Origin of the sequence: Tannockella kyphosi, from assembly GCF_021054785.1 — a bacterium.
Classification (GTDB): Bacteria; Bacillota_I; Bacilli_A; order Erysipelotrichales; family Coprobacillaceae; genus Tannockella; species Tannockella kyphosi.
In genome coordinates this window covers 756,908-780,316 of sequence record NZ_CP088239.1, presented here as the reverse complement: position 1 = coordinate 780,316, position 23,409 = coordinate 756,908, and the positions used below count along the sequence as shown (strand labels likewise).

Annotated in this window: 25 protein-coding genes and 1 other RNA gene; 4 read left to right on the top strand and 22 right to left on the bottom strand. The window is 31.2% G+C overall.

Translation table 11 applies throughout. From position 1 onward, the window contains the following. Positions 1 to 4: 4 nt before the first annotated feature. Positions 5 to 709 (bottom strand): 2,3,4,5-tetrahydropyridine-2,6-dicarboxylate N-acetyltransferase, encoded by a 705-nt coding sequence (gene dapD / locus LRR82_RS04050; protein ID WP_249030247.1) that lies wholly within the window; start codon positions 707 to 709, stop codon positions 5 to 7. After that, positions 703 to 1,554 (bottom strand): diaminopimelate epimerase, encoded by an 852-nt coding sequence (gene dapF / locus LRR82_RS04045; protein WP_249030246.1) that lies wholly within the window; start codon positions 1,552 to 1,554, stop codon positions 703 to 705. Before dapF ends, dapD begins: the two co-directional genes overlap by 7 nt. Before the next feature lie 139 nt (positions 1,555 to 1,693). On the opposite strand from dapF, the gene nrdD reads away from it, so the two are divergent. Then, a complete protein-coding gene (nrdD, locus tag LRR82_RS04040) occupies positions 1,694 to 1,957 on the top strand; it encodes an anaerobic ribonucleoside-triphosphate reductase (RefSeq protein ID WP_249030245.1) in 264 nt (87 codons plus the stop codon). Between the two features lie 27 nt (positions 1,958 to 1,984). Here the strand turns inward: nrdD and LRR82_RS04035 are convergent, their stop codons facing one another. The 7 genes from LRR82_RS04035 to LRR82_RS04005 form a co-directional block, all read right to left on the bottom strand. Next, positions 1,985 to 3,580, bottom strand: a complete 1,596-nt coding sequence (locus LRR82_RS04035) for an ABC-F family ATP-binding cassette domain-containing protein (protein WP_249030244.1) — start codon at positions 3,578 to 3,580, stop codon at positions 1,985 to 1,987. Between the two features lie 79 nt (positions 3,581 to 3,659). After that, complete coding sequence (gene recA / locus LRR82_RS04030) at positions 3,660 to 4,685, bottom strand: recombinase RecA (protein WP_249030243.1); 1,026 nt, start codon at positions 4,683 to 4,685, stop codon at positions 3,660 to 3,662. A gap of 28 nt (positions 4,686 to 4,713) precedes the next feature. Beyond that, complete coding sequence (locus tag LRR82_RS04025; protein WP_249030242.1) at positions 4,714 to 5,184, bottom strand: CinA family protein; 471 nt, start codon at positions 5,182 to 5,184, stop codon at positions 4,714 to 4,716. Beyond that, positions 5,184 to 5,777: a CDP-diacylglycerol--glycerol-3-phosphate 3-phosphatidyltransferase gene (pgsA, locus tag LRR82_RS04020; protein WP_249030241.1), complete on the bottom strand. Its 594-nt coding sequence runs from the start codon at positions 5,775 to 5,777 to the stop codon at positions 5,184 to 5,186. Before pgsA ends, LRR82_RS04025 begins: the two co-directional genes overlap by 1 nt. A 1-nt stretch (position 5,778) precedes the next feature. Continuing rightward, entirely contained in the window at positions 5,779 to 6,717 is a 939-nt protein-coding gene (locus LRR82_RS04015; RefSeq protein ID WP_249030240.1) for a helix-turn-helix domain-containing protein, read from the bottom strand. Between the two features lie 175 nt (positions 6,718 to 6,892). Then, positions 6,893 to 7,211: RNase P RNA component class B (gene rnpB, locus LRR82_RS04010), an RNA gene on the bottom strand. A gap of 44 nt (positions 7,212 to 7,255) precedes the next feature. Further along, positions 7,256 to 7,591, bottom strand: a complete 336-nt coding sequence (locus tag LRR82_RS04005) for a DivIVA domain-containing protein (RefSeq protein WP_249030239.1) — start codon at positions 7,589 to 7,591, stop codon at positions 7,256 to 7,258. Positions 7,592 to 7,709: 118 nt separating this feature from the next. Here LRR82_RS04005 and recU point away from each other — a divergent pair, with 118 nt between their 5' ends. Together recU and LRR82_RS03995 are read left to right on the top strand one after the other, a co-directional pair. After that, complete coding sequence (recU, locus tag LRR82_RS04000) at positions 7,710 to 8,267, top strand: Holliday junction resolvase RecU (protein WP_249030238.1); 558 nt, start codon at positions 7,710 to 7,712, stop codon at positions 8,265 to 8,267. A 10-nt stretch (positions 8,268 to 8,277) separates the two neighbouring features. Then, complete coding sequence (locus LRR82_RS03995; protein WP_249030237.1) at positions 8,278 to 10,998, top strand: transglycosylase domain-containing protein; 2,721 nt, start codon at positions 8,278 to 8,280, stop codon at positions 10,996 to 10,998. 64 nt (positions 10,999 to 11,062) lie between these two features. On the opposite strand, the gene nth is transcribed toward LRR82_RS03995, so the two are convergent. From nth to LRR82_RS03930, 13 genes are all read right to left on the bottom strand, one after another. Continuing rightward, the gene (gene nth, locus LRR82_RS03990) at positions 11,063 to 11,695 is read right to left on the bottom strand and encodes an endonuclease III (protein WP_249030236.1); all 633 of its coding nucleotides are present in this window, start codon (positions 11,693 to 11,695) and stop codon (positions 11,063 to 11,065) included. After that, positions 11,692 to 12,276, bottom strand: a complete 585-nt coding sequence (locus LRR82_RS03985) for a DnaD domain-containing protein (RefSeq protein WP_249030235.1) — start codon at positions 12,274 to 12,276, stop codon at positions 11,692 to 11,694. The genes nth and LRR82_RS03985 overlap by 4 nt, the downstream gene beginning before the upstream one ends. Before the next feature lie 7 nt (positions 12,277 to 12,283). Further along, complete coding sequence (locus tag LRR82_RS03980; protein ID WP_249030234.1) at positions 12,284 to 12,763, bottom strand: hypothetical protein; 480 nt, start codon at positions 12,761 to 12,763, stop codon at positions 12,284 to 12,286. A gap of 60 nt (positions 12,764 to 12,823) precedes the next feature. Beyond that, a complete protein-coding gene (locus LRR82_RS03975) occupies positions 12,824 to 13,534 on the bottom strand; it encodes a zinc metallopeptidase (protein WP_249030233.1) in 711 nt (236 codons plus the stop codon). Between the two features lie 70 nt (positions 13,535 to 13,604). After that, entirely contained in the window at positions 13,605 to 13,877 is a 273-nt protein-coding gene (locus LRR82_RS03970) for an HU family DNA-binding protein (protein ID WP_249030232.1), read from the bottom strand. A gap of 178 nt (positions 13,878 to 14,055) precedes the next feature. Continuing rightward, positions 14,056 to 15,189, bottom strand: a complete 1,134-nt coding sequence (locus LRR82_RS03965) for a stage IV sporulation protein A (protein ID WP_249030577.1) — start codon at positions 15,187 to 15,189, stop codon at positions 14,056 to 14,058. Positions 15,190 to 15,320: 131 nt separating this feature from the next. Then, positions 15,321 to 16,871, bottom strand: coding sequence for a recombinase family protein (locus LRR82_RS03960; RefSeq protein WP_249030231.1), 1,551 nt, complete (start codon positions 16,869 to 16,871; stop codon positions 15,321 to 15,323). Further along, positions 16,868 to 18,562: a recombinase family protein gene (locus LRR82_RS03955; protein ID WP_249030230.1), complete on the bottom strand. Its 1,695-nt coding sequence runs from the start codon at positions 18,560 to 18,562 to the stop codon at positions 16,868 to 16,870. Before LRR82_RS03955 ends, LRR82_RS03960 begins: the two co-directional genes overlap by 4 nt. 9 nt (positions 18,563 to 18,571) lie before the next feature. Further along, positions 18,572 to 20,203, bottom strand: a complete 1,632-nt coding sequence (locus LRR82_RS03950) for a recombinase family protein (protein WP_249030229.1) — start codon at positions 20,201 to 20,203, stop codon at positions 18,572 to 18,574. Between the two features lie 94 nt (positions 20,204 to 20,297). Then, positions 20,298 to 20,540, bottom strand: coding sequence for a DUF6870 family protein (locus LRR82_RS03945; RefSeq protein ID WP_249030228.1), 243 nt, complete (start codon positions 20,538 to 20,540; stop codon positions 20,298 to 20,300). Positions 20,541 to 20,601: 61 nt separating this feature from the next. Continuing rightward, positions 20,602 to 20,967, bottom strand: a complete 366-nt coding sequence (locus LRR82_RS03940; RefSeq protein WP_249030227.1) for a type II toxin-antitoxin system PemK/MazF family toxin — start codon at positions 20,965 to 20,967, stop codon at positions 20,602 to 20,604. Positions 20,968 to 21,504: 537 nt separating this feature from the next. Beyond that, the gene (locus LRR82_RS03935; protein ID WP_249030226.1) at positions 21,505 to 21,987 is read right to left on the bottom strand and encodes a hypothetical protein; all 483 of its coding nucleotides are present in this window, start codon (positions 21,985 to 21,987) and stop codon (positions 21,505 to 21,507) included. A gap of 387 nt (positions 21,988 to 22,374) precedes the next feature. Beyond that, the gene (locus LRR82_RS03930) at positions 22,375 to 22,740 is read right to left on the bottom strand and encodes a GntR family transcriptional regulator (RefSeq protein ID WP_249030225.1); all 366 of its coding nucleotides are present in this window, start codon (positions 22,738 to 22,740) and stop codon (positions 22,375 to 22,377) included. A 397-nt stretch (positions 22,741 to 23,137) separates the two neighbouring features. Here LRR82_RS03930 and LRR82_RS03925 point away from each other — a divergent pair, with 397 nt between their 5' ends. Then, positions 23,138 to 23,353, top strand: coding sequence for a helix-turn-helix domain-containing protein (locus LRR82_RS03925; protein WP_249030224.1), 216 nt, complete (start codon positions 23,138 to 23,140; stop codon positions 23,351 to 23,353). Positions 23,354 to 23,409 lie beyond the last annotated feature (56 nt).

Sequence of the window (23,409 nt, the reverse complement as noted above, 5' to 3'; positions counted from 1 at the left end):
CCTCTTATAACTTTCTTAAATCATCCATTAATTCTGTTTTACTCTCTGTTTGAGCATCTTTTAAATCTTTTACAATACGAGCTGGATTACCAACTACAACAGCACCAGCTGGTACATCTTTGGTAACAATACTTCCAGCACCAACTACTGCACCTTTTCCAATACGAACACCTTCAATAACAACAGCATTTGCACCAATAACAACATCATCTTCAACAATAACTGGTGAAGCACTAGGTGGTTCAATAACCCCTGCTAATACTGTTCCAGCACCAATATGACAACGTTTTCCAACCGTAGCACGGCCACCTAAAATAGCTCCCATATCAATCATCGTACCTTCTCCAATAACAGCACCAATATTGATAACAGCACCCATCATAATAACAGCATTATCTTCTATTACTACTTGATCACGAATAAATACTCCTGGTTCAATGCGGGCATTAATATGCGTTGTATCTAATAGTGGAATCGCACTATTACGACGATCATATTCTAAATGAGATTCTGTAATCTTACTTGCGTTATCCACTAAATATTGTTCGATAACTAAAATATCCCCCATAATAACTAAACTATTTGTATCTCCAAAACATTTACAACCTTCTACTTTTGGTAAATCAGTTCCATTTACATATAGTTTTACAGGTGTAACTTTTGTTGCATTTCCAATATATTTAATAATTTCATTTGCATCTACTAACATTCCTCTTTCTCCTTTTCATATGTATAAATTCCTTCAAAAACATTGACAGCTTCCCCTTCCATCCAAACATGTCCATCAACATATTCAATATCCAGTTTTCCACCTTCTAATCCTACCATCACTTGATTTGCTGTTTTTTCCAACAAATAAGATGCTACCATAACAGCACAAGCTCCAGTACCACATGCTTGAGTTTCACCAGATCCTCTTTCCCAAACACGCATTTTTACATAGTGCTTATTAATCACTTGAACAAACTCTGTATTTACAGATTCTGGAAATAAAGGGTGATGTTCAAAGTGTGGACCTATTCTTTCAATATCAAAATTTAAGTCATCAACAAAGATAACAGCATGGGGATTCCCCATTGAAACAGCTGTTACATAGAACTTTCTATTGTCCACAATCATTAATTCATTAATCATTTTTTCTTTTGAAAAAATAACAGGAACTTCTTTTGCAGTCAATATTGGTTCTTGCATATCAACTCTAGCACCAACTACCTCTCCATTTGAAAACAATAAGTGAACAATACGTAATCCTGCCTTTGTTTCCACAGAAAGTATCTTTTTATCTGTTAAACGATGATCATAACAAAACTTAGCAAAACAACGAATTCCATTTCCACACATCATTGCTTCACTACCATCAATATTAAACATTCGCATACGGAAGTCATATTTGTCAGAAGGCAAAATAACGATAATACCGTCTCCTCCTACTCCTTTATGACGATCACTAATCGTACTAATGAATTCTTTATCCACTGGTACTTCTTGGTTAATTCCATCAAAATATATATAATCATTACCAATTGCATGCATTTTTGTAAAATGTAATTTCATGGTATCTACCTCCTAGTTGTTTTTATGATTTTATCAAAAATAATCGATGTTTACAAATATTTTCGATTACAAAAGTAATCAATCATATTTCATGCATTATATCACAAATTTGTTATAATAGTAACAAGGAGATGACATTATGGAAATAGAAGTTAAAAATGGTTATTTAGAACAAAATGAAATTGATCAATATGTTGCATATTTAGAAGATAAATTCCCCAATTCATCACTAAAATCTTTGAATATTTTATTAGATGGAGAATTTGTGGATTTAGATTATGTTATGCAACCCAAAAAATTCGAAAGAATTCGTCGTATCACTGGATACTTAGTTGGAACAGTAGACCGATTCAATGATGCTAAAAAAGCAGAAGAAAGTCAAAGAGTAAAACATGATATGTAAAAAGCTATCCGAAGATAGCTTTTTTCATTATTTTAAATTATCTTTGTATTCTAAATATTCATCATATGATGATAAACGATCTAAAACACCAGTTTCTTGAATTTCAATAATACGATTTGCAACCGTTTGAATGAATTGATGGTCATGGCTTGCAAATAAAATATTTTCTTTAAACTGCATTAATCCTTGGTTTAATGCTTGAATACTTTCTAAGTCTAAATGGTTCGTAGGATCATCAAATACTAAAACATTTGCATCTTGCATCATCATTTTAGCAAGCATACAACGTACTTTCTCTCCTCCTGATAAAACATTCGCTTTTTTAAGCGCTTCTTCACCAGAGAACAACATTCTACCTAGCCAACCTCTTAAATCTTGTTCATAAGCATCTACAGGTGAGAATTGACGTAACCAATCTACTAATGATAACTCACATTCATTAAAGAAACTTGAATTATCTTTTGGAAAATAAGATTGTGAAGTAGTTACACCCCATTGGAATGTACCAGCATCTGGTTCCATTTCACCTTCAATTATTTTAAATAACGTAGTAACAGCATTATCATCCCCGACCACTGCTACTTTTTCATTAGCGTTAATAGAGAATGAAACATTATCTATTAATTTTACACCATTCACAGTTTTAGTTAAACCTTCTACATTTAAAATAATATTCCCTACTTCTCTACCTGCTTTAAAAGCAATAAAAGGATATCTTCTAAGAGATGGTTTTATATCTGCCATTTCTAAATTATCTAATAATTTTTTACGTGAAGTTGCTTGTTTTGCTTTTGATGCATTCGCACTAAAACGAGCAATAAAGTCTTCTAATTCTTTTTTCTTAGCTTCTTGACGTTTATTTAAGTCTTTTGCTTGCTGTGTTTGTAATTGGCTATATTCATACCAAAAATCGTAGTTCCCTACATATAACTGTATTTTACTATAGTCAATATCTGCAATATGTGTACATACTTTGTTTAAGAAATAACGGTCATGGGAAATAACAATCACAGTATTTCTAAAGTTTAATAAAAAGTTTTCTAACCAACGAATACTATCTAAATCTAAATTGTTTGTCGGTTCATCTAATAAAAGAATATCTGGGTTACCAAATAAAGCTTGCGCAAGTAATACTTTTACTTTTTGAGCCCCTTCTAAATCTTTCATCTTTAATTCATGAAATTCTGTTGTTACACCCAATCCATTTAATAAAATTTCAGCATCTACTTCTGCATTCCATCCATCCATATCAGCGAACTCACCTTCAAGTTCTCCTAAACGAATTCCATCTTCATCATTAAAATCGGGTTTAGCATATAAAACTTCTTTTTCTTGCATTATTTCAAATAATCTTTTGTTCCCCATTACTACTGTTTCAATAACTCCATTTTCTTCATAAGCAAAATGATCTTGTTTTAAAACAGATAAACGTTTTCCTGGTTCAATTACTACATCCCCTTTATTAGGTTCTATTTCTCCAGATAATATTTTTAAGAATGTTGATTTACCAGCACCATTGGCACCAATAACACCATAACAGTTCCCTTCTGTAAACTTTACAGAAACATTTTCGAATAAGGCACGATCACCATAACGTAGTGATACATTTTGTGTTGTAATCATCACAATTTCCTCCTTTGGTTTGCTAGAATATTATTGCATAAATACCTTCTTATTACAACAAAAAAAGGAGTAAATACTCCTATTCTTGGATTTCTTCAACAATTTCAAAAGTTGCTTTGATTGCATCTGTAATTTCTTCCATAATTACTGGGTGTTGTTCAAGGAATGCTTTTGCATTTTCTCTACCCTGACCAATTTTTTCTCCCTTATACGCATACCATGCCCCTGCTTTATCAACGATATCTTTATCAACCGCTAAATCAATAACCTCTCCAGTACGTGAAATACCTTTCCCATAAATAATATCAACTTGTGTTGATTTAAATGGTGGTGCTACTTTATTTTTAACAACCTTAATATTTGTTTTATTTCCTGTAATTTCAGTTCCTATTTTAATTGCTTCACTACGTCTTATTTCAATACGAATCGTAGAATAGAATTTTAATGCACGTCCACCTGTTGTTGTTTCTGGATTCCCAAACATAACTCCTATCTTTTCTCTTAATTGATTAATAAAGATAATAGTACATGTTGTTTTATTCATTACTCCTGATAACTTACGTAATGCTTTGGACATTAAACGAGCTTGCAGACCCATTTGTGAGTCACCCATTTCACCATCCAACTCAACTTGTGGTACAAGCGCAGCAACGGAATCAATAACAACTAAATCAATAGCACCAGAACGCACTAATGTTTCGGCTATTTCTAAACCTTGTTCACCAGAATCAGGTTGTGACAAAATTAATTCATCAATATTCACGCCTAAATTTCTAGCATATTCTGGATCAATAGCATGCTCTGCATCAATAAAAGCAGCACGTCCACCTTGTTTTTGAACTTCTGCGATAGCATGTAATGTTAATGTTGTTTTCCCGCTTGATTCAGGACCATAAATTTCAACAATACGCCCTTTAGGGTAACCACCAACTCCTAATGCAATATCAAGTGTTAAAGATCCCGATGGAATAACATCTACATTCACTGCACTACGATCACCTAAGCGCATTACTGATCCTTTCCCATACTGTTTTTCAATTTGTTTAATTGCATCATCTAATGCTTGTTGTTTTTTCTCTTGTGTTTTATCTTTTGCTTCTGCCATATATTTCCCCTCCTATATATTTATACGTTTATTTTTTATCAATTTCTTTTATTTTATCACTTAATGTATCAATTACAAACTGAATTGCTCTATTTTGAATATTTTCACGACTTCCTTGTAAAGTAAGCTCATATACTTCTACTTTACCTAAAAACATAATCCCAATATACACTCGACCAACTGGTTTATTTTCCATTGCTTCAGGACCAGCATTTCCAGTAAAAGAAACACAAATATCAGTCTTTAATAATTCATTCCCATTTTCAACCATGAACTGTGCTATTTCTTTACTAACCACACCATATTGAATAATATCACTAGCATCTATTTTTAAAATTTCTTCTTTACATTGATTTTGATAAGTGATAAAACTCCCTTTGTATACCTTAGAAACACCAGGTATTGCACCTAATGTACTAGCAAACTTACCAACTGTAAAGCTTTCTACACTACTAATACTCAAATGATGTTGATTCAATAAAGAGACAAGTGCTTCCATTACATTGTCTCCATTAAAATATCTTTATTTTTCATAAAATAATCAAAGCCACTATAAAATGAAACAAAAGTAGCAACCCATATCATAATTAAATCCATCTCAATATTTAAAAATACAAATGGGAAATTGTCTAATAACAACAATCCTATTGCAATCATTTGACACACTGTTTTCAGTTTTCCTAAATTACTTGCAGCCAAAACACGATTTTGTCCACTAGCAACTAAACGAATAGCATCAACCACAATATCTCTAGCAATCATAATAATACAAATAATAATTGGTATCGTTTGATCACTTGCTAGTAATAACAAAATAGTATTAACTAATAATTTATCTGCAATTGGATCAGCAAACTTTCCAAAAGTAGTAATTAAATGATATTTTCTAGCAATATGTCCATCTAAAAAATCAGTAAAAGAAGCCATTACAAATAACACAAAAACAATTAATTTAATCATATTCAAAGAAACTGTTCCTACTACAACATTTGGAACAATGATTCCAAAACTACTATAAGGAAATAAATAAATAAGAATTATAAATGGTACAAATGCAATTCTTAGTAACGTTAATTTATTAGGAGTATTCATCTTATTCTCCTGTTAATACTATTCTTAAATAGTATACTCCATCACGGACTTCCACATCATTTGCATCATATTCAACAATATTTCCATTTACTTTTACAATTGTATTTTCTAAAGACCAGAAATTTAATACATAAGTAGTATTTGGTTCACAAGTAGTTTCGTATGTATATTTCTCATCAATTTGATAATTTGCTTTATAAGAACCGTCAATCATCCCACCATTCCATAAACTAAATGCTGTTTCTTCTTGGAATGTTATTTCTAATGTGAAGATTTCTCCTTCTAAAATACCACCAACATTGAATATAGTTCCATCATCACTACTAATAGTGACACTACTTGATACTAAATCATCCTCTTCTTCCACTTCAGTTTCTTCTTCAGGAATAATATCTTCTACTTCATCATTGTTTTCAACACTTCCAATATTTGGTTCAACATAATCTGCTTCTAATTGATTTGTTAAAGAAACTACTTTCCATAACAAGAAAAATAAAGCAATAATTAAACATCCAATCACTGCATATTTTAAAAATCTTGTAATATATTTATCTTCATATACATGTGTTTTATTTCTCGAATATGCTTGTTTTTGCTTAGCATGACGAATTGATTCATTAACATGTTCGCTTAGTTTCTTTTCTTTAGGTGCATTCTTTGTCTCTTGACTAGCAATAGCTTCTTCAATTTGTTCTAAAGAAACTCCTTGTGTCCAAGCATAAAACTCATCAAAGAAATGATCTTCGTCTAATTCTAATGCAATGGCAATACGTTTTAAATACATCTTTAAGTATTGTTCATCTCCTATAAATAAATCAGACTTACCTGATTCAATTGATCTTATTTGGGTAGCAGAAATACGTGTTAATAACGATAACTCCTCAACCGTCATTTTTTTGTCTTCTCTTGCTTTTTTTAATTTATCACTAAGTGTGATCATACTTCTACCTCCTACAATTTATAAATTTTCAAAATAATTATAACATGTTTTTTTATTTTCACAACCTAAAGAAGGTTGTATTTATTCTAGTTTTTGTATAAATAGACAATTTTATTCATTTCTTTATTCACATAATAAAAAAAGCTATAAAATAGCTTTTAATAGATGCTTATTCTGATAAGCCGCGTTCTGTTTTTCAGTCGATTATTTATCTATGCAATGCATTTAGGTATCCATTGTTATTCCTTTTACCTAATTCCCCTACCAAATTTGGGTTTCATCCTTGCAGAGTTTACCTCTTTTCAGCCTATTTTTTCAAATAGATATAGTTTCTGTGGCACTTTTTGACTTAACAACCTTACTTTATCGCTTAGGTCTTAGGCCTGTCGTCAGTTACCTGCCTCAATTTATTGGATTGAGTACAAACACTACAAACATTTCAGTCTGTGGATGCGCGGACTTTCCTCTACTAATGTAGCAATCAACTCTCATAAGCATTACTTATTTTACTATATAATAAAAATATTACAATGATTTTTTATCTATTTTGATTATATACTGCTTTTTCTAAAGCAGATAATCTTTTTAAGATATCTACGTTAGAAGAAATATTTTCTTCTAATGCTTGAATATTATCTTCTTGGACAAGCTTTTCTTTTTGTAAGTCAGCAATTACTGCTTTATTTGCAATAAGTTGTTCTTCTAAAGAATCTATTTTATCATATGATTCATTTAACATTGCAGCAAAAAGTTCATAATCTTTGACAACTGTATCTAAAAAGAAATCTACTTCCATTGCATTATAACCTTTAAAATCAATTTTAAACTCTTTTGAGACAATTTTTTTAGGACTTAATTGAATATTTTTTTCCATTTTTAAAATCCCCCTTCTCTATAATTTTACAAAAAATGTCATAAATTGCAAGGATTATTTCATTGCTAAATTTTCCTTTTTATAAAATTATGTTATAATGCTTCAAAGGAGTGATGAAATGGTAAATTATCCAAATGCAAAAAAGAATATAGCTTCATCAAAACAATCTAGTAGTCATCGTGGGATGGCTTTAGAAGAAGAGTTGAACTTAACGAATAGTTATTATCTATCAATTGATAAGGCAGTTATCTATAAAAAGCCAACACCTGTTTCAATAGTAAAAGTAGATTATCCTGTTAGAAGTAGTGCAAAAATAGTGGAAGCTTATTATCGAACTCCTTCTACAACGGATTATAATGGTATTTATCGAGCTAAATATATTGATTTTGAGGCAAAAGAAACAAGGAAAATGAGTTTTCCATTTTCAAATATATCAATTCATCAAATCAATCATTTATCTCATATTGTAAAACATGGTGGTATTGCTTTCGTAATTATTGCTTTTACTACACTAAATGAGGTATACTTAGTTGATGCATCGTTTATTATTGATGCGTATTTTAAAGAACAAAAACATATTACATATCAAACTGTCCAATCTTGTGGTCATTTAATTAGTCAAGGATATAATCCTCGTCTGGATTATTTAAAGGTTGTTGACAATATTTACTTTTAGGAGGAAAACTATGGGAAAAATATGGAAGAAATTTTTATCTTTTTTAAAGAAAGTGAAATGGCTTAGAATTTTCATTTTTCTTTTTATCGTCGGGTGTATTGCTGTCGGTGGTGTTGTTGGATACTTTGCTTATAATGTTATTCAAGAAACAGAAGCTTTTGATGTAGAAAAATTATATTCGGCAGAAGCCTCAAAGATTTATGATGAGGATGGTGAAGTAGTTTATACATATGGTGATGATGTCAATGGGGATCGTGTGAATGTCACTTATGATGAATTACCTCAAGTATTAATTGATGCGGTTGTTTCTGCAGAGGATTCAAGATTCTTTGAGCATAATGGATTTGATTTACCTCGTTTATTAGTTGCTGCAATTACGAATATTGCAACTAACTTTGAAAGTGGTGGAGGTGCTTCTACTATTACGCAACAGTTAATTAAGAAGTCTTATTATGATGGTGAATCAAGAACGATTACATTAAAGATTAGTGAAATGTTCTTAGCAATTCAAGCAACGGAAGAAATTAGTAAAGAAGAAACTTTATCTTTATATTTAAATAGTATTTATTATGGACGTTCGTTATCATCTATTGGTATTGCAGCGGCTAGTAATTATTATTTTAATAAGGATGTTAGTGAATTAACATTGCCAGAAGCTGCATTGCTTGCTGGTACATTAAATTCACCAAGTTCTTATGATCCTTATTATAATTTAGAGTTAGCTACTCAACGTCGTGATATTATTTTAGATTTAATGTTATATCATGGATATATTACGGAAGATGAATGTGAGCTTGCAAAAGCGGTAAGTGTGGAAAACATGTTAGATAATACTGGTTCCAATTCTTCTGACAATGCCTTAGCTGCTTATATTGATTTAGTGGATCAAGAAGTTCGTGATTCTACTGGTTTAGATCCATTAGAAACACAAATGAATATTTATACGTATTTAGATGTGGAAACACAACAATATGCTTATGATATTGTAGAAAATGATTTGAGTTTCCCTAATGATGATATGCAAATAGCTGCATCAATAGAAGATGTCGATAATGGAAGAATTATTGCGGTTATTGGTGGACGTGATTATACTGTTTTTGATTATAATCGTGCGGATACAAAACAGCAACCTGGTTCTTCATTGAAACCAATTATTGATTATGGCGCGGCCTATGAATTCCTGGATTGGTCTACTGCTCATACGGTAGAGGATTTGGAATATGATAAGAACAATTATAATCCTAGCAACTGGGATGGTACATCGGGTGGCACGCATGGTCAAATGACTATTTCTGATGCTTTATATAGTTCATGGAATACATGTGCTGTTTGGACTTTTGATTCGGTGGTTAGTCAAATTGGTTCTAGTGGATATTATGATTATTTAGAAGGATTCCAAATTGATATGACTGGTGAAGAAGTTAATATCGCTTATGCTATTGGTGGATGGAATAATGGATTAAGTCCAATCGAGTTAACAAGTATGTATGCTACTGTTTCTAATGGTGGTACTGCTTATGAATCACATACTATTAATTATATTGATATTGTTAATAGTGATGAAGATATCATGATTGATGAAGAAGTTCAAGCAAATGCAACAGAAGCAATTTCTGATGAAACTGCATTTATGATAAAAGAAACGATGTCAGACTATTCTAGTACTGGAAGTTATGGAACATACTTTAATTTTGGCCAAATATGTGCAAAAACTGGTACTTCAAACTGGGGTTCTAATAATTATGGAATTTCTGAAGGTAGTGCCAAAGATAGTTGGGTTGCTACTTATAACCCAGATTATGCAATGGCTGTTTGGTGTGGTTATGACTACACTACTCTTTCGGATAATCCACAATCTATGAATGGGTATACTACCTTAGCAAGACAGTTTGCTAATGCAATGTGGAAAGAATTAACAAGTGATGGTGTTGAAAATTCTTATCCAAGTAATCCTGGATTAACATACGGTAGCATTGTAAAAGGTTTATATCCTTATGTTGCTGCAACAGATGATACACCTAGCAGTGATGTTTATTCTGGTTGGTTTAAGTCTGGGACTTATCCTTCTACTACATATGATTCTTTAACTTGTGGTACATTAGAAACATTTGAAGCTAGTATTGGTACTAGTGGTATTGATGTTACATTTAGTGCTTATGATCCAATTGAAGCGACAACGGATGAAAGTTATAATTCTTATACTTCTTCTTTTGGTTTAGTAGTTTATACTGTTACAGTTCAAGATAGTGAAACACTAGAAACTTTATATACAGAATCATTAAATCAAGCTACGGGAACTATTAATTATACTCCTACATCAGAAGTATTAGTAACTGGATATTACAGTTATGCAAACTCTTCTTCCATAACTTCAAATACAATAACAGTTACTGTTGGGGAGGGACTATTTAGTTTAGAAGACATTTTTTTGACGGTATCGAGTGGTGGAACAGCCTTATCGAGTGATAGCTCTATTGAAGTTGGTAACTCAATTTCATTTAGTGTTGTAACTCAAAGAGATGATAGTGTCATCACTTATGATTTATTTGATAGCTCAAATACTTTAATTGAATCTTCTACTCATACAGACTATAGCCATACATTCTATACAGCTGGAACTTATACTATTGAAATAAACGAAAGTTGTGGAACTGTTTGGGCTCCAACAAAATACTTTACTGTAACAATAAACGAAGTTAGTGACGACTCATCTCAAGATACAACTCACTAATCCTTAAAAACCCTCTATATGAATAGAGGGTTTTTTATCATACATACAAGGTAACTAGTATGTTTTAAATTCTATTTTTTTTACGACACAAATCACTTATTTTACATTCTTTACAATTAGGATTTTGTGCTTTACAAAAGTATCTTCCAAAAAATATAAATTGATGATGAGCTTTATTCCATTTATCTCTAGGAATCGCTTTTGTTACTTTCTTTTCTACCATTAAAACAGAATCGGTGTTTTTAGCGAATTTTAAACGTTTTGAGATACGTTCAACATGAGTATCTACTGCAAAAGCAGGAATATCAAATCCTACTGATTGAACCACATTCGCTGTTTTACGACCAACACCAGGCAAACTAGTTAAAGCCTCATGATCACTAGGAACATCCCCATTAAATTCTTCCAACAATTTGATTGCCATTAATTTTAAGTTCTTTGCTTTATTACGATACAAACCAATTGATTTAATATCTTGTTCTAATTGTTCTATGGGAGCATTTGCATAATCTTTTGCACTATGATACTTCTCAAATAAAGTATTTGTTAACTTATTAACACTTTGATCTGTAGTTTGTGCAGATAACATGACAGCAATTAATAATTCTAAATTATTACGATGATTTAATTCACAATCAGCATCAGGAAAAAGTTCTTCAAAATAATCAATAATTACTTCAACATCTACTTTTCTCATTTATTAATCCAATCATAATTACTAACTGGTGCCATACTTTTTTCAGGTTGATCTACAAACCTTCTAGAGATACCATTTTTCTTCCAATTTTGTAAGATTGCTTCAATATATCGTAACGATACAGCATTACTCTTCACTGCTTCTTTTAGTGCCAATAAGACTGTTTCTTCTTCAAACTTTTCTTCCATTAACCATTCTCTTATTGATGTTAATTCAAAAGGAGATAATGATCTTCCAAATTCAGATTCAAAAATACTAATTAAATCTTCTTTTACTTCTTCTACTTCTTTTTCTTGTGATAATAATAATTGATTTAGATTTAATAATTCAATTGTTCCACCCTTATTAACTATTAACTTTTTCACCATTAAACTTCTTAAAATAGCATCTAATTGTTTTGTTGTATAAGTTACATACTTTGCTAATACAACTGGTGTAATACTTCTTATCCCACTATCATTCAACTCTAACAAATACAATAACACAAGACATTCATCACTTTGAATATCTAATTGTTTTGCTCGCATCATTAATAACTTTGAATAGTCAATACATTTAATATCACTTATATATTTAATCATAACTCACCTATAATTGAATACCTTTTATGAATTGTCCACTGTACAAATCATAATACGCATAGATCAACCCTTCCTCTCCTGTATATTTTACAAAATATACAAAACGTTCATTTTCATATGCAACTTCAATTGATCCACATTCAACACTATAACGTGAAAAGAATACTTCTTGAATAAAGCTTTCTTCTTTTACATCATACCTAAACGAATCCAATTCGTTTAAGTATTGATCATATACTAAATAAGTGCTTGTATCACTTTGAAGGACACGAATAATATAGTAAATATTTTCATCACTATACTGATAAAAATAGTCATCATAAACTAATTGATTATCTTCTAAGATTTGATTACGAATAGTAATTAAATTGCTTTGATTTTCAACATATGGAATGTGGACACAATATAAAAAAGCAAAAGCGCCTAAAACTAGTACTAAAACAAAAGAAAAAAGAATCTTAAAACGATGTTTTCTCAAAACTACCATACTCCACCTCCATACAACATTATACTATAAAAAAAAAAGAGAAAAAAGCATTAAATCACTTTAATCTCTATTTGATCCTACAACTAATAAAGCAATACGCAATAAACTCATTAATGTTGCAAGCATTGCTGCGACGTATGTTAATGCTGCAGCAGATAAAACTTTTTTAGCTCCACCATATTCATCCGTTGTTAAATATCTAGTTTTTAGAATTTCTAATGCTCTAGCTGATGCATCAAATTCTACTGGTAGAGTAACTACTTGGAACAATAAAATTCCAGACATTGCTAGAACACCAAACCATGCTATCGATAAATTACTAAACAAAAGACCAATTATTACTGCAATCCACCCTACTGTTTGACCAATATTACATACTGGTAAAATAGTATTTCTAAAGACTAATGGTTGATATCCTTCGTTATGTTGAATCGCATGACCACATTCATGGGCAGCAATTGCTAAAGAAGCAATTGTAGCATCATTATACACTTTGGTTGAAAGATTTACTGATCTATCTTTCGGATTATAAAAATCTGTCATTGTTCCTTTTACCATATTAATACTAACATCACGTAATCCGTTGTTATCTAACATATCTCTTGCTATTTGATAACCAGTACTTCCTCTACTATTTGCTACTTTTGAATATTTACTGTAACTTGATTTTACTTTTGCTTGCGCAATTAACATTAATACAACACCTATCATTACTAATCCCATTCCGATTAAATAATAAGGATTGTTGTACATATAATAATAACTATACACCTTTATCACCTCTCTATCTATTATACACGAAATTATGGGAATATCATGTGTATAATTAAAAAAAGACGCATTAATTCATTGCGTCTTTTAAACGATTACTTGGTTTAAAGTTTACTGTACTGCTTGCTGGTATCGTCATCACTTCTTGTGTTTTAGGAGATACACCTTTTCTTTCATTTCTATGGTTTACTTTAAAAGTTCCAAAACCAGAGATCAATACTTTTTCATCGGCTACTAATTGATCTGTGATTGTATCGAAAATAGTATCTACGAATACTTCAGCTTCTTTTTTCGTGATATTACGTTTTTCAGATAAACTTTCTACTAATTCTTTTTTGTTCATTTTTGATTCCTCCTATATCTAATTCTTTGATAGTATAACAAAAAACGACATCCTATACAAGACATTTAAACCTAAATTCCCACCAAATTACTATACTTTTTAAAATTCAATATAAATAGTTGTAAAAACATTTACTTTTAGTTCATTTTTGCTTACTATTTATAGATTTTTTATGAATCTATAAAACAATTGCAATGACATTACTTTTTCCTTTATTTACTATTTTATATAAAATATCATGTAGACGTTGACTAGCACTTTCAGGAATAGCATCTATTTTAATATATAGACCTTCTTCAATTAAATCACCTAATTTTCTACCAAAAACATCACAATCAAACACTGCTTTTTTATCTTCACCATTTGTTTTAACATATTGTATAAATGCTTCTGCTTGTTGTTTTGAACCGATTATCGGTTCAAATGTACTTTCTATATCGACATTAATCATATATGTTGTACTAGCCTTAGAAGTTAATTTCATACCATATCTAGGTCCTTGTTTAATTACTTCAGGATCACTTAATTGAATGTCTTTTAATGGCGGAATGGCATAGCCATAACCAGTATGTTTTACCATTTTTAATGCACTAGCATATCGTTCATATTCTTGTTTTATATCTACTAACTCTTGTATAAAATGTAAGAACGTTGCTTGATCAAGACCTTTATCTCCTACTATTTCTTCAACAACACTATTATAAAGACCTTCTTTTTCTATTATCTTTAATGTTGCACTTGATGTACTTGTATCAATACCACTTAAATATGCTTTTTCTACAAAATCATATTGACTAATAGCATTTGCAATAATTTCAACATCTTTGAATTTCTTAATAGATTGCATAGATTCTTCTAAAGAACTATCTAATGTTTGTTTTAACCAATGATTATTTGATAACATTGCAAGCCATTTAGGAACCTCAATTTTTACCTCACTAATACTAAATTCATACAATGACTCTTTTAATACAATAGCTAAATCTTCTTCTTCCACTTCATTAATATTCATTGCTAGAATAGGTACATCATATCTATCTTTTAAACTACTAACAACATCATTACACTTTCTACTTGTTGGAGAAATACTATTTACTAATACAATAAATGGTTTCCCTATTGCTTGTAATTCTTCAATAACAGCATTAGTAGCCTCTCGATAATTCTCTTCAGGAATATCACTAATTGTTCCATCACATGTTACTACAATACCTATTGTAGAATGATCCTGTATAACCTTCTTTGTTCCAACTTCAGCTGCTTTATCAAAAGGAATAGATTCTAGAAACCAGGGTGTTTTAACATATCTTATCCCCTGTTCATCTTCATATCCCTTAGCCCCATCTACCAGAAATCCTACACAATCTGATTGTGTAAACTAAGGACTAAAAAAATATAAACCCTTGTATCATCTCTAATCCGGTTTGTTTTCCTCATCGCTACCTACCTTTCTTCAAAAACATTTTTGTATTTGAACTCTACATGAATTGTATCTTTATCAAAAACATAGACTGTTTTAATAAATGCGTTTACCATTTCTTTGGTGAGTTTGCTTTCCGATATATATTTGTCACAAATACCAATAACAGGTTTTTCTTTTTCGGAATATGCCTGCTCCCTAAGTTTTACTTCATATTCGCTTATCTGTTCTTCTGCTAATTTAATTTTCTTATCACATTCTTGTTTTTGCTTGATATAATTTTCTCTAGTTAATTCATCACAAGTATATTTTTCATAAAGTCGAAGTTTTGATTGTTTAAGTCCTGCTATCTTATTGGAAAGCTCTGTGAGGTGAATCGTCAAATCATAAGAAGTTGGTTTTGTTTGTTTGATATCTTCTTGCTTAGTAAATGCAATAAAGTTCATAATCGCATGAAATACAACACCCTCTACCGTTCCTTCATCTGTATCAATATTGGTTTTACAGGCATCAATTTTTCCATTTAAGGCACTTTTACATTTAAAGTAAAACACACCTTGTTTTTTCACTCTGTCCATTAAATATTGACAATGACCACATCGAACTAACCCTCGTAATGGAAAGTCTATATAGTTTTTCTTTGATGCTTGCTTTGATATTTTGATAACCTTTTGAGCTTCTTCAAATTCTTGTTTTGTAACAATCCCTTGATGATTATCTTCTATAATAATAGGGTCTTGCTTTATTAGTTTTTTTGAATTGAAGCTAACTTTCTTTTTCCTTAAAGACACCATATCACCTTTGTATAGACTGTTTTTTAAGATGTCGTATACCCTCGATGGTTGCCAATGTATTTTCTCATACATATAGTTATACTTATTACTGTCGGGATATTTAAGTTTGAAATATTGACTTTTTGTTGGTATATCCTTTTCATTTAAAATGAGTGTTATTTCTCTTACAGTTTTCCCGTTCATAGCCGAGTCAAATATTAACCTAACAACTTTAGCAGACTCATCATCGATGATTATCTTGTTTTTATCGTTAGGATCTTTCTTATAACCATAAGGTGCGTGACTTCCTATAAACTTACCTTTCTTGATTAACTCCAATTTACCACTGGATACTTTAAGCGATAAATCCTTGCTATAAGCAGTATAGATAATATTTCTCATTACCATTTCTAAACCACCAGTTGTCCCTTTGTAATCATCACTATCATAGTTGTCGTTTATAGAAATAAATCTCACTCCTAAGAATGGAAAAACGCACTCCAAATAGTTTCCTGCTTCAATATAATCTCGAAAAAACCGTGAAAAATCTTTCACACAAATTATTTTTACAATTCCACTCCTCACAGCTTCCATCATTTTATTAAGACTTGGACGTTCATCATTCGTTCCAGTATATCCGTCATCAACAAACTCAAATCGTGCAAGTCTTGAAAGTGAGGTTTGTTTGTTAATATAATCATTGATATATAATCTTTGATTAACAACACTATCACTTTCTGTTTTGCTAAAACCAGTATCTTCGTCAGCATCGGAAAGTCTAATATACATAGCTACACTCATACTGTCACCTCCTGCACTTTTGCCACAGTATTTTGCATAAGAGAAAATACATCGAAATATTTCATTGCAATATCTAGTGTTCCATCTTCAAGTACCGATACTTTTTCTATAACTTCGTCTACAAGACTTTGTGTTAATATTTTAGCTGAACTCACAGACTTCATTAAGCTGATCCATTTGTTATCACTAGACATAGCTTCATTGAATTTAGAACGACGTTGCAATGCTTCATCTAATAACATTTTTAAACTATTGTAGTCATCATCATAACTCTGCTTCACAAAAGTATATTCTTCCTCATCTAAAACCCCTTCAGCATAATCTTCATATAACCGACTTCGCTTTCTACTGATACCATTTATCTTAAGATTTAAACTGGAAATATTAGCATTTTGCTTATCTCTAATGCTCTTATCACTTTCACTATGCTTTATTTTATTTAATAAAACTTCATAATCAAGAGCTACTTTAACTTGTGTTTGAATTACTTTGAGAACCGTTGCATTAACTATTAAATAATTTACGCTATGTTTTGTACATACTTTTTTTCTTGCGTAAGTTGGGCATGTATAGTAAGCACCAAAGTTATTTCCATCAACCATTCTAATATAGGATAGCGTTTTGCCACAGTCACTACAAAAAATCTTACCCTTGAACAAATCTATAAGTTTTGCTCTTTTCTTTTCTGTTCGTTTAATACTTTCCTGTTTCTTTTCAGCTCCTAACTTTCTTATTTCTTGTACTTTGTTAAAGACATCTTCCGAAATAATAGGCTCATGAGTATTTTCTAATATAACCCAATTATCGGGTTCTCTATACTCTTTCCTATTTATGCCTTTATACAATGCAATTTCTGTTTTTCCGAATACAGTATGTCCCAAATAACCATGATTGCAAAGCATATTTTGAATGGTAGAATAATGCCAACCTCCAAAGTTTTCTACTTGACCACCTCGTAATCCAGTTTGAATTTTTCTTATATGAGGATTAGGTGCGTTCATTTCCTCTAGCATCACAATCATTTGCTTAATAGATTTTCCCTCTATCTTCCAATTGAATATAAACCTTACATAATGAGCTGCTACTTCATCGATAGAAACTTCATATCGTGTTTCATCTAACTTATAACCGTAAGGTATCATATTCTTTTTGAAATCCCTTGATAATATTCTTGTCCTATGCGAAGCTGATATTTTACGTGAAATATCTTTTGCATAAAGAGTATTTATCATATTTTGAAGTGGTATCATTAAGGCTTCGTTTGTATGGTCGGTTTCAAAGCTGTCGTATCGTTCATTCACAGCTATAAACCTAAGTCCTAGAGTCGGAAAAATTCTCTCCATGTATGTTCCAGTTTCTATATAATCTCTACCAAAACGACTGAGGTCACGGACTACAATACATTTAATCTTGCCACTTTTAACATCGTCCATTAATCGATTGAATGCCGGTCTATCAAACTTTGTTCCTGTGTAGCCATCATCAGTATATATATCCATTAAATCCAAATGTGGGTTTTCTCCTATATAACTCTTACACACTTCAATTTGGTTTGCGATAATATCTCTATCAGTTCCCTTGCCACTATTTTCTGCTGATAACCTTGCATAAATTGCAGTAGGAAATCTATTTGACATCTGAACTACTGCGTTTTCATCTAGCATAATATTTACTCTACTTTTTCTTGCCATTGTTTTCTCCTATCCTGCAATTTTTTCTTTATTCTCGAACTTTAAAATAAAATCTAAAGTTTCTTCGTATTCATCTTTGTACTTAAATACAACTCCAATAACATGATTTTCATAAATCAGTATTTTATCTACCAACGATAATAGTACCCTTCGATTAAGTGCTATGAAATTTTCATACTCTTTAAATATTGCTATCCATGTTTTTGAAGAACTAACAGTGCCTATTGCTTGTGAACATTCTTTTTCAAGTTGCTTAATTGTCTTTACTTTTTCTTCTATATTAGAAGTGTAGATTTTCTTGAATTCAAAATACTCATCTTTCGTGATTATTTCATCATTATAATCTTCGTACAGCCTAAGTTTAAGTTTTTGGTATCTCTCTATTTCAGCTTTCAATGTATCAATCTGTTTTTCATAACTAAATATCTGCCTATTGTTACTAGGTGTTTCATCTATAAGTTCAAGTGCTTTTTCAAGATTAACAACAAGTTCTACTTGATCTCTAATTCCATTTAGTACTTTTTCTTCTACTTCAACTAATGCCATGCTATGCGTACTACAAACTTTGTGCTTTTTGTTTTTTGAACAAATATAATATACATATTTTTTCCCTCTTGATGGAACAGTTTTGCGTATCATACTTGCTCCACAATCGGCACAGAACACAAATCCCGATAATGAATTTTCGCTATCATCAACTGTTGAACGCATATCTCTAGCTAATAGACTATTTACTGCTACAAAATCCTCATAAGAAATAAGAGCTTCGTGGGAATTTTCAATTTTCACCCACTCACTTTCATCTTTGTTTTTGGTTCTACGGTCTTTGTAGTTTGGTGTCCCTCTTTTTCCTTGTGTTAGGACACCTATGTAACAATCGTTAGTGAGAATGCGTTTAACAGTATTGTATTCCCATTTTGCTGTATCGCTTGTCTTAAATACAGTTTCAAAATTAACACCCGTAGATCGCTTATAATCCATTGGTGGCAATATACCAGTGGCATTTAGTCGTTGTTTGATTTTCCCGATACTCATGCCATCTTTAAACAAAGAAAAAATCATCTGTATTGTTTCTCTTGTGTTTTCATCAACTACTAATCTATGTCGTTCTATTTCATCTCTCTTATATCCATAAGGACAAAATGGACCAACATAATCTCCATTCTTTTTCTTAATCTCTAAGCTAGAACGAATTTTAACTGAAATATCTTTACAATAGGTGTCATTGATTAGATTTTTGAATGGTAAAACAAAAGCATCTGATTGTGGGTCACTGGTTAAACTGTCATAATTATCATTGATAGCTATAAACCTAATACCTAGATTGGGAAAGATTTTCTCTAAATATCTTCCTGCATCAATATAGTTCCTAGAAAACCTCGATAAGTCACGCACTACAACACAATCTACTTTTCCTTTTTTGATTTCTTCTTCAAGCTCTTTAAATCCAGCTCGTTCAAAAGAAACACCACTCACACCATCATCAACAATAGGATCATGAACAATTGTTATATCTTTTTGCTTAGATATAAATTCTTCACAAAAAGCTCTTTGTCCACGAATACTATTACTTTCTACTTTATCGCCATCTTCTTTTGAAAGCCTGCAATAGACTACTGCCTTATACACTTTTTTCGGCATTATTATTTCCTCCTAAATTCATTTTTACCATCTAAAGTGTATATAATTTTTGTTTCAAAATCCACGATGTCGATTTTATGTAGACACACTTGACTTATACACCTTTTAAATAATTAGAAATACAATCTTCAATAGAAGTATCCGTATTTGCAAAGCTAATTTTAACAACAGTCTTTCCATCGAGATAACAATACGGATTTTTAATTTGCTTGATATATTCACTTAATCTTTCTTCTTTTGTAGCATTAGGGTCTATTTTCACGGAGCTTCTCTCCACAAGAGAACTTCTATCCACTGTTCGTGGGTCAACATTCTTTAAATCATCTAAATTCACCATAGTTTCTGCACCTCCTGTTTCATAGTATGATTTGGGACAAAGGGTTATGACAGAGCAAAAACTATATTCCATCATTTTTTAATCCTAAGCTGATTTCTAAGGCTTGATTTATTTTTTGAATGGTAAAAGGCTCGCTAATTCTTCCTACATAGCTTCTAAGCTCACTTTTATCAATAGTCTTAATCTGCTCTAGCATAACCATTGACGGATCTTCAAGTCCATAATTCTTGCCTATTACGATATGCGTAGGCTGATTTAATTTCTTCATATTAGTTGTTATAACTGCAACTATTAGTGTAGGAGCATAATCGTTACCTATTTGATTTTGAATGATTAACACTGGTCTTACACCACCTTGTACAGAACCTTTTACTGGCTCTAAGTCACAGTAATAAATATCTCCACGATATATTCTACTTTTCTGCATTTTTTACCTCTTTCATAATATGTAAAGTAGCAGAACATATTTCTACATTCTGCTACTTAAAATTTTATTGGTTTGTTTTTATTTGACATATTTGTTCTCAACAACCCTGTCAATATCAACTCTCGTTGATGTAGGGAATACTGCAAACTGCCATTGGTTGGCATCACGGGAATCTAACCCCTGCGAGGATTTCTCGTAGCTGCCTCCATTGCTTGCGACGGTTTCATCACGCTCGAGCTATTGGCTGGACAGGAGTATCATTATTACGTTTAGGTTTCTTGGCAAACAAACAACACCACATTGTTTGTTTCGGAACTCAGTTTCTCGCTATCACATAAAGGTCATTTAGTGTTATTCTTTATATAAAATTAGTTGCACACTAAAATTACTCTATGAGGTCATGGCGACTTAATCCTTGTTGCTCGACTTAAACGGAAAGTATTTGCAATACTGTATATTCGGTTGTCAAAGAACATAAAGGGTCGTTATATATCCCTTTCACTTAACAACCTACAAAACATGAACGAAAGTGAAGTATCAGTCAAAAAACTTTTTTGCTTTTTTTTCAATCCCCTCAATCGTGTACCCGACAGCACGCTTGCTAATTCCTTTTTCTTTTGCATACTCAGCCGGAAGCATACCTTTCTTTAAACATTGCTCCAATACATCTAACTGCTTGTCCGTAAGTAATTCACAAAAATCTTCTATAAGTAATTTTGTTAGTATTTCATTTTCTAAGTCTGTTTTATCAATGTTCCAGTCTGCACCGATATCCTCATTGCCTTCCTCTATGTATAAAGCTAAGTTGGTAGTATAACGAACTACTACACTTTTACCATTTTCAACTCCATAGACTGGAACACCTTTGTTATTGCGATAGATCGCCATCGCTTCATTTCTTAAAACTCTAAATGTATCATCATTTACCTCACAAACCTCTCCAGTTCGTTTTACTCTGATAAAACCTCTTCCTGTTTCATCTTTCCATAAGTCATAATCAAATTCTTTGGGTGTTTTCATTTTCTTTCTCCTTTAATTTTTTAATTTGTTGTTTGTCAAAAATTAAAAAATTACGGATACTTGAGCTTGTAGCACTCCCATCTTCTTGAAATTAAAATCAAATTATTTATGTAACAAAAAAAGGCGACCTTTTGAACACTGTACGTGTCAAAAAATCGCCTTTTTCTACAAAATTCGCAACTTATAAAAAAAGCAGTAACCCTTTTCGGATTACTGCTTTCAATGTATTTTAGTGTTTTATGTATACTATCGTCGTTATCTAATAATGTGTACTTCATAGTATTACCCCACATAGCTGTGTTAAATAATAATAGATGATACTTTCATGTTCTGAAATTTCATTATACAACAGTAGATAATTACTACATTTATTGGCAAATGTATCTCTTAATAAAGTTCACCTTTCAATATCAAAGTCGCTAATTCTTTTTTCGATATATCTAACTTACCTGCTTCTAAAATAAGTTCCGGTAGTAATTGATCCATGAACATCATTTTTCGTTTGCTTAAAATAATGCTCCTGCTATTACTTGTAACTGCCATTCCAATTCCTCGTTTCTTATAAATAATTCCATTTTCCTTTAATACACTAATCGTTTTCATTGCTGTTGTTGAGTTTACTTCATACTGTTTGCTAATCTGTGTTGTTGAAATAATAATTTCATCCTCCTTGTACGTTTCATTTAAAATATCATCTTCGATAATACCTATCAGTTTCTTGTAAATCGGTTTATCACCACTAATTTCTCTCACCTCACATCTATTGTGTTAATAGGCTAACCTTTATAGCCATAAACCTATAATACAACAATGTAATGGCAGAATTTGTCATATACTGTTGAAAGATAAAATAATGTAATTTGTATCGACAAGCTGTGTAAAAAGCTCTTATAAAATTACAAATACCGCTTTCATAGCAAGGCAAAACTTGTTTATGCTTGAAGGAAAATGACTTGTAAGCAAAAAAATGCTTTTATACTCGTGCCACTTGATCTTATTAAAATTACAACAGGATAATAATTTTTATCAAGAAGTTGCATTATTTTGATAAAAAGAAGGTAGGTTTTATTGTGCTTTAGATATCTTTGTGATATAATATAGGATAAGATGATTTTGCGTAAAACGAAAAAGAAAAACGAGGTGATTGAGTATGAAGATAAGCTATAAAAAGCTATGGATTTTACTTATTGAGAAAAATATTTCAAAACCAACAATGAGAAAAGATTTAAATTTAGCGACAGGCACTTTGAACAAATTAAATAAGAGTGAAGAAGTTTCACTATCAGTTCTTATCAGAATATGTGATTACTTAAATTGCAACATTGGAGATATATGTGATGTTGTACGAGAAACAATTAATGAATAAAAGGCATTCCACAGCTAATTTTGTATGTACAAACAAGAAATGAGAGGATGAAACAA

Coding starts and splice junctions, on each gene's coding strand:
- dapD (WP_249030247.1), bottom strand. CDS start 709: ATGTTAGTAGATGCAAATGAAATTATTAAATATATTGGAAATGCAACA.
- dapF (WP_249030246.1), bottom strand. CDS start 1,554: ATGAAATTACATTTTACAAAAATGCATGCAATTGGTAATGATTATATA.
- nrdD (WP_249030245.1), top strand. CDS start 1,694: ATGGAAATAGAAGTTAAAAATGGTTATTTAGAACAAAATGAAATTGAT.
- LRR82_RS04035 (WP_249030244.1), bottom strand. CDS start 3,580: ATGATTACAACACAAAATGTATCACTACGTTATGGTGATCGTGCCTTA.
- recA (WP_249030243.1), bottom strand. CDS start 4,685: ATGGCAGAAGCAAAAGATAAAACACAAGAGAAAAAACAACAAGCATTA.
- LRR82_RS04025 (WP_249030242.1), bottom strand. CDS start 5,184: ATGGAAGCACTTGTCTCTTTATTGAATCAACATCATTTGAGTATTAGT.
- pgsA (WP_249030241.1), bottom strand. CDS start 5,777: ATGAATACTCCTAATAAATTAACGTTACTAAGAATTGCATTTGTACCA.
- LRR82_RS04015 (WP_249030240.1), bottom strand. CDS start 6,717: ATGATCACACTTAGTGATAAATTAAAAAAAGCAAGAGAAGACAAAAAA.
- LRR82_RS04005 (WP_249030239.1), bottom strand. CDS start 7,591: ATGGAAAAAAATATTCAATTAAGTCCTAAAAAAATTGTCTCAAAAGAG.
- recU (WP_249030238.1), top strand. CDS start 7,710: ATGGTAAATTATCCAAATGCAAAAAAGAATATAGCTTCATCAAAACAA.
- LRR82_RS03995 (WP_249030237.1), top strand. CDS start 8,278: ATGGGAAAAATATGGAAGAAATTTTTATCTTTTTTAAAGAAAGTGAAA.
- nth (WP_249030236.1), bottom strand. CDS start 11,695: ATGAGAAAAGTAGATGTTGAAGTAATTATTGATTATTTTGAAGAACTT.
- LRR82_RS03985 (WP_249030235.1), bottom strand. CDS start 12,276: ATGATTAAATATATAAGTGATATTAAATGTATTGACTATTCAAAGTTA.
- LRR82_RS03980 (WP_249030234.1), bottom strand. CDS start 12,763: ATGGTAGTTTTGAGAAAACATCGTTTTAAGATTCTTTTTTCTTTTGTT.
- LRR82_RS03970 (WP_249030232.1), bottom strand. CDS start 13,877: ATGAACAAAAAAGAATTAGTAGAAAGTTTATCTGAAAAACGTAATATC.
- LRR82_RS03960 (WP_249030231.1), bottom strand. CDS start 16,871: ATGAGTGTAGCTATGTATATTAGACTTTCCGATGCTGACGAAGATACT.
- LRR82_RS03955 (WP_249030230.1), bottom strand. CDS start 18,562: ATGGCAAGAAAAAGTAGAGTAAATATTATGCTAGATGAAAACGCAGTA.
- LRR82_RS03950 (WP_249030229.1), bottom strand. CDS start 20,203: ATGCCGAAAAAAGTGTATAAGGCAGTAGTCTATTGCAGGCTTTCAAAA.
- LRR82_RS03945 (WP_249030228.1), bottom strand. CDS start 20,540: ATGGTGAATTTAGATGATTTAAAGAATGTTGACCCACGAACAGTGGAT.
- LRR82_RS03940 (WP_249030227.1), bottom strand. CDS start 20,967: ATGCAGAAAAGTAGAATATATCGTGGAGATATTTATTACTGTGACTTA.
- LRR82_RS03935 (WP_249030226.1), bottom strand. CDS start 21,987: ATGAAAACACCCAAAGAATTTGATTATGACTTATGGAAAGATGAAACA.
- LRR82_RS03925 (WP_249030224.1), top strand. CDS start 23,138: ATGAAGATAAGCTATAAAAAGCTATGGATTTTACTTATTGAGAAAAAT.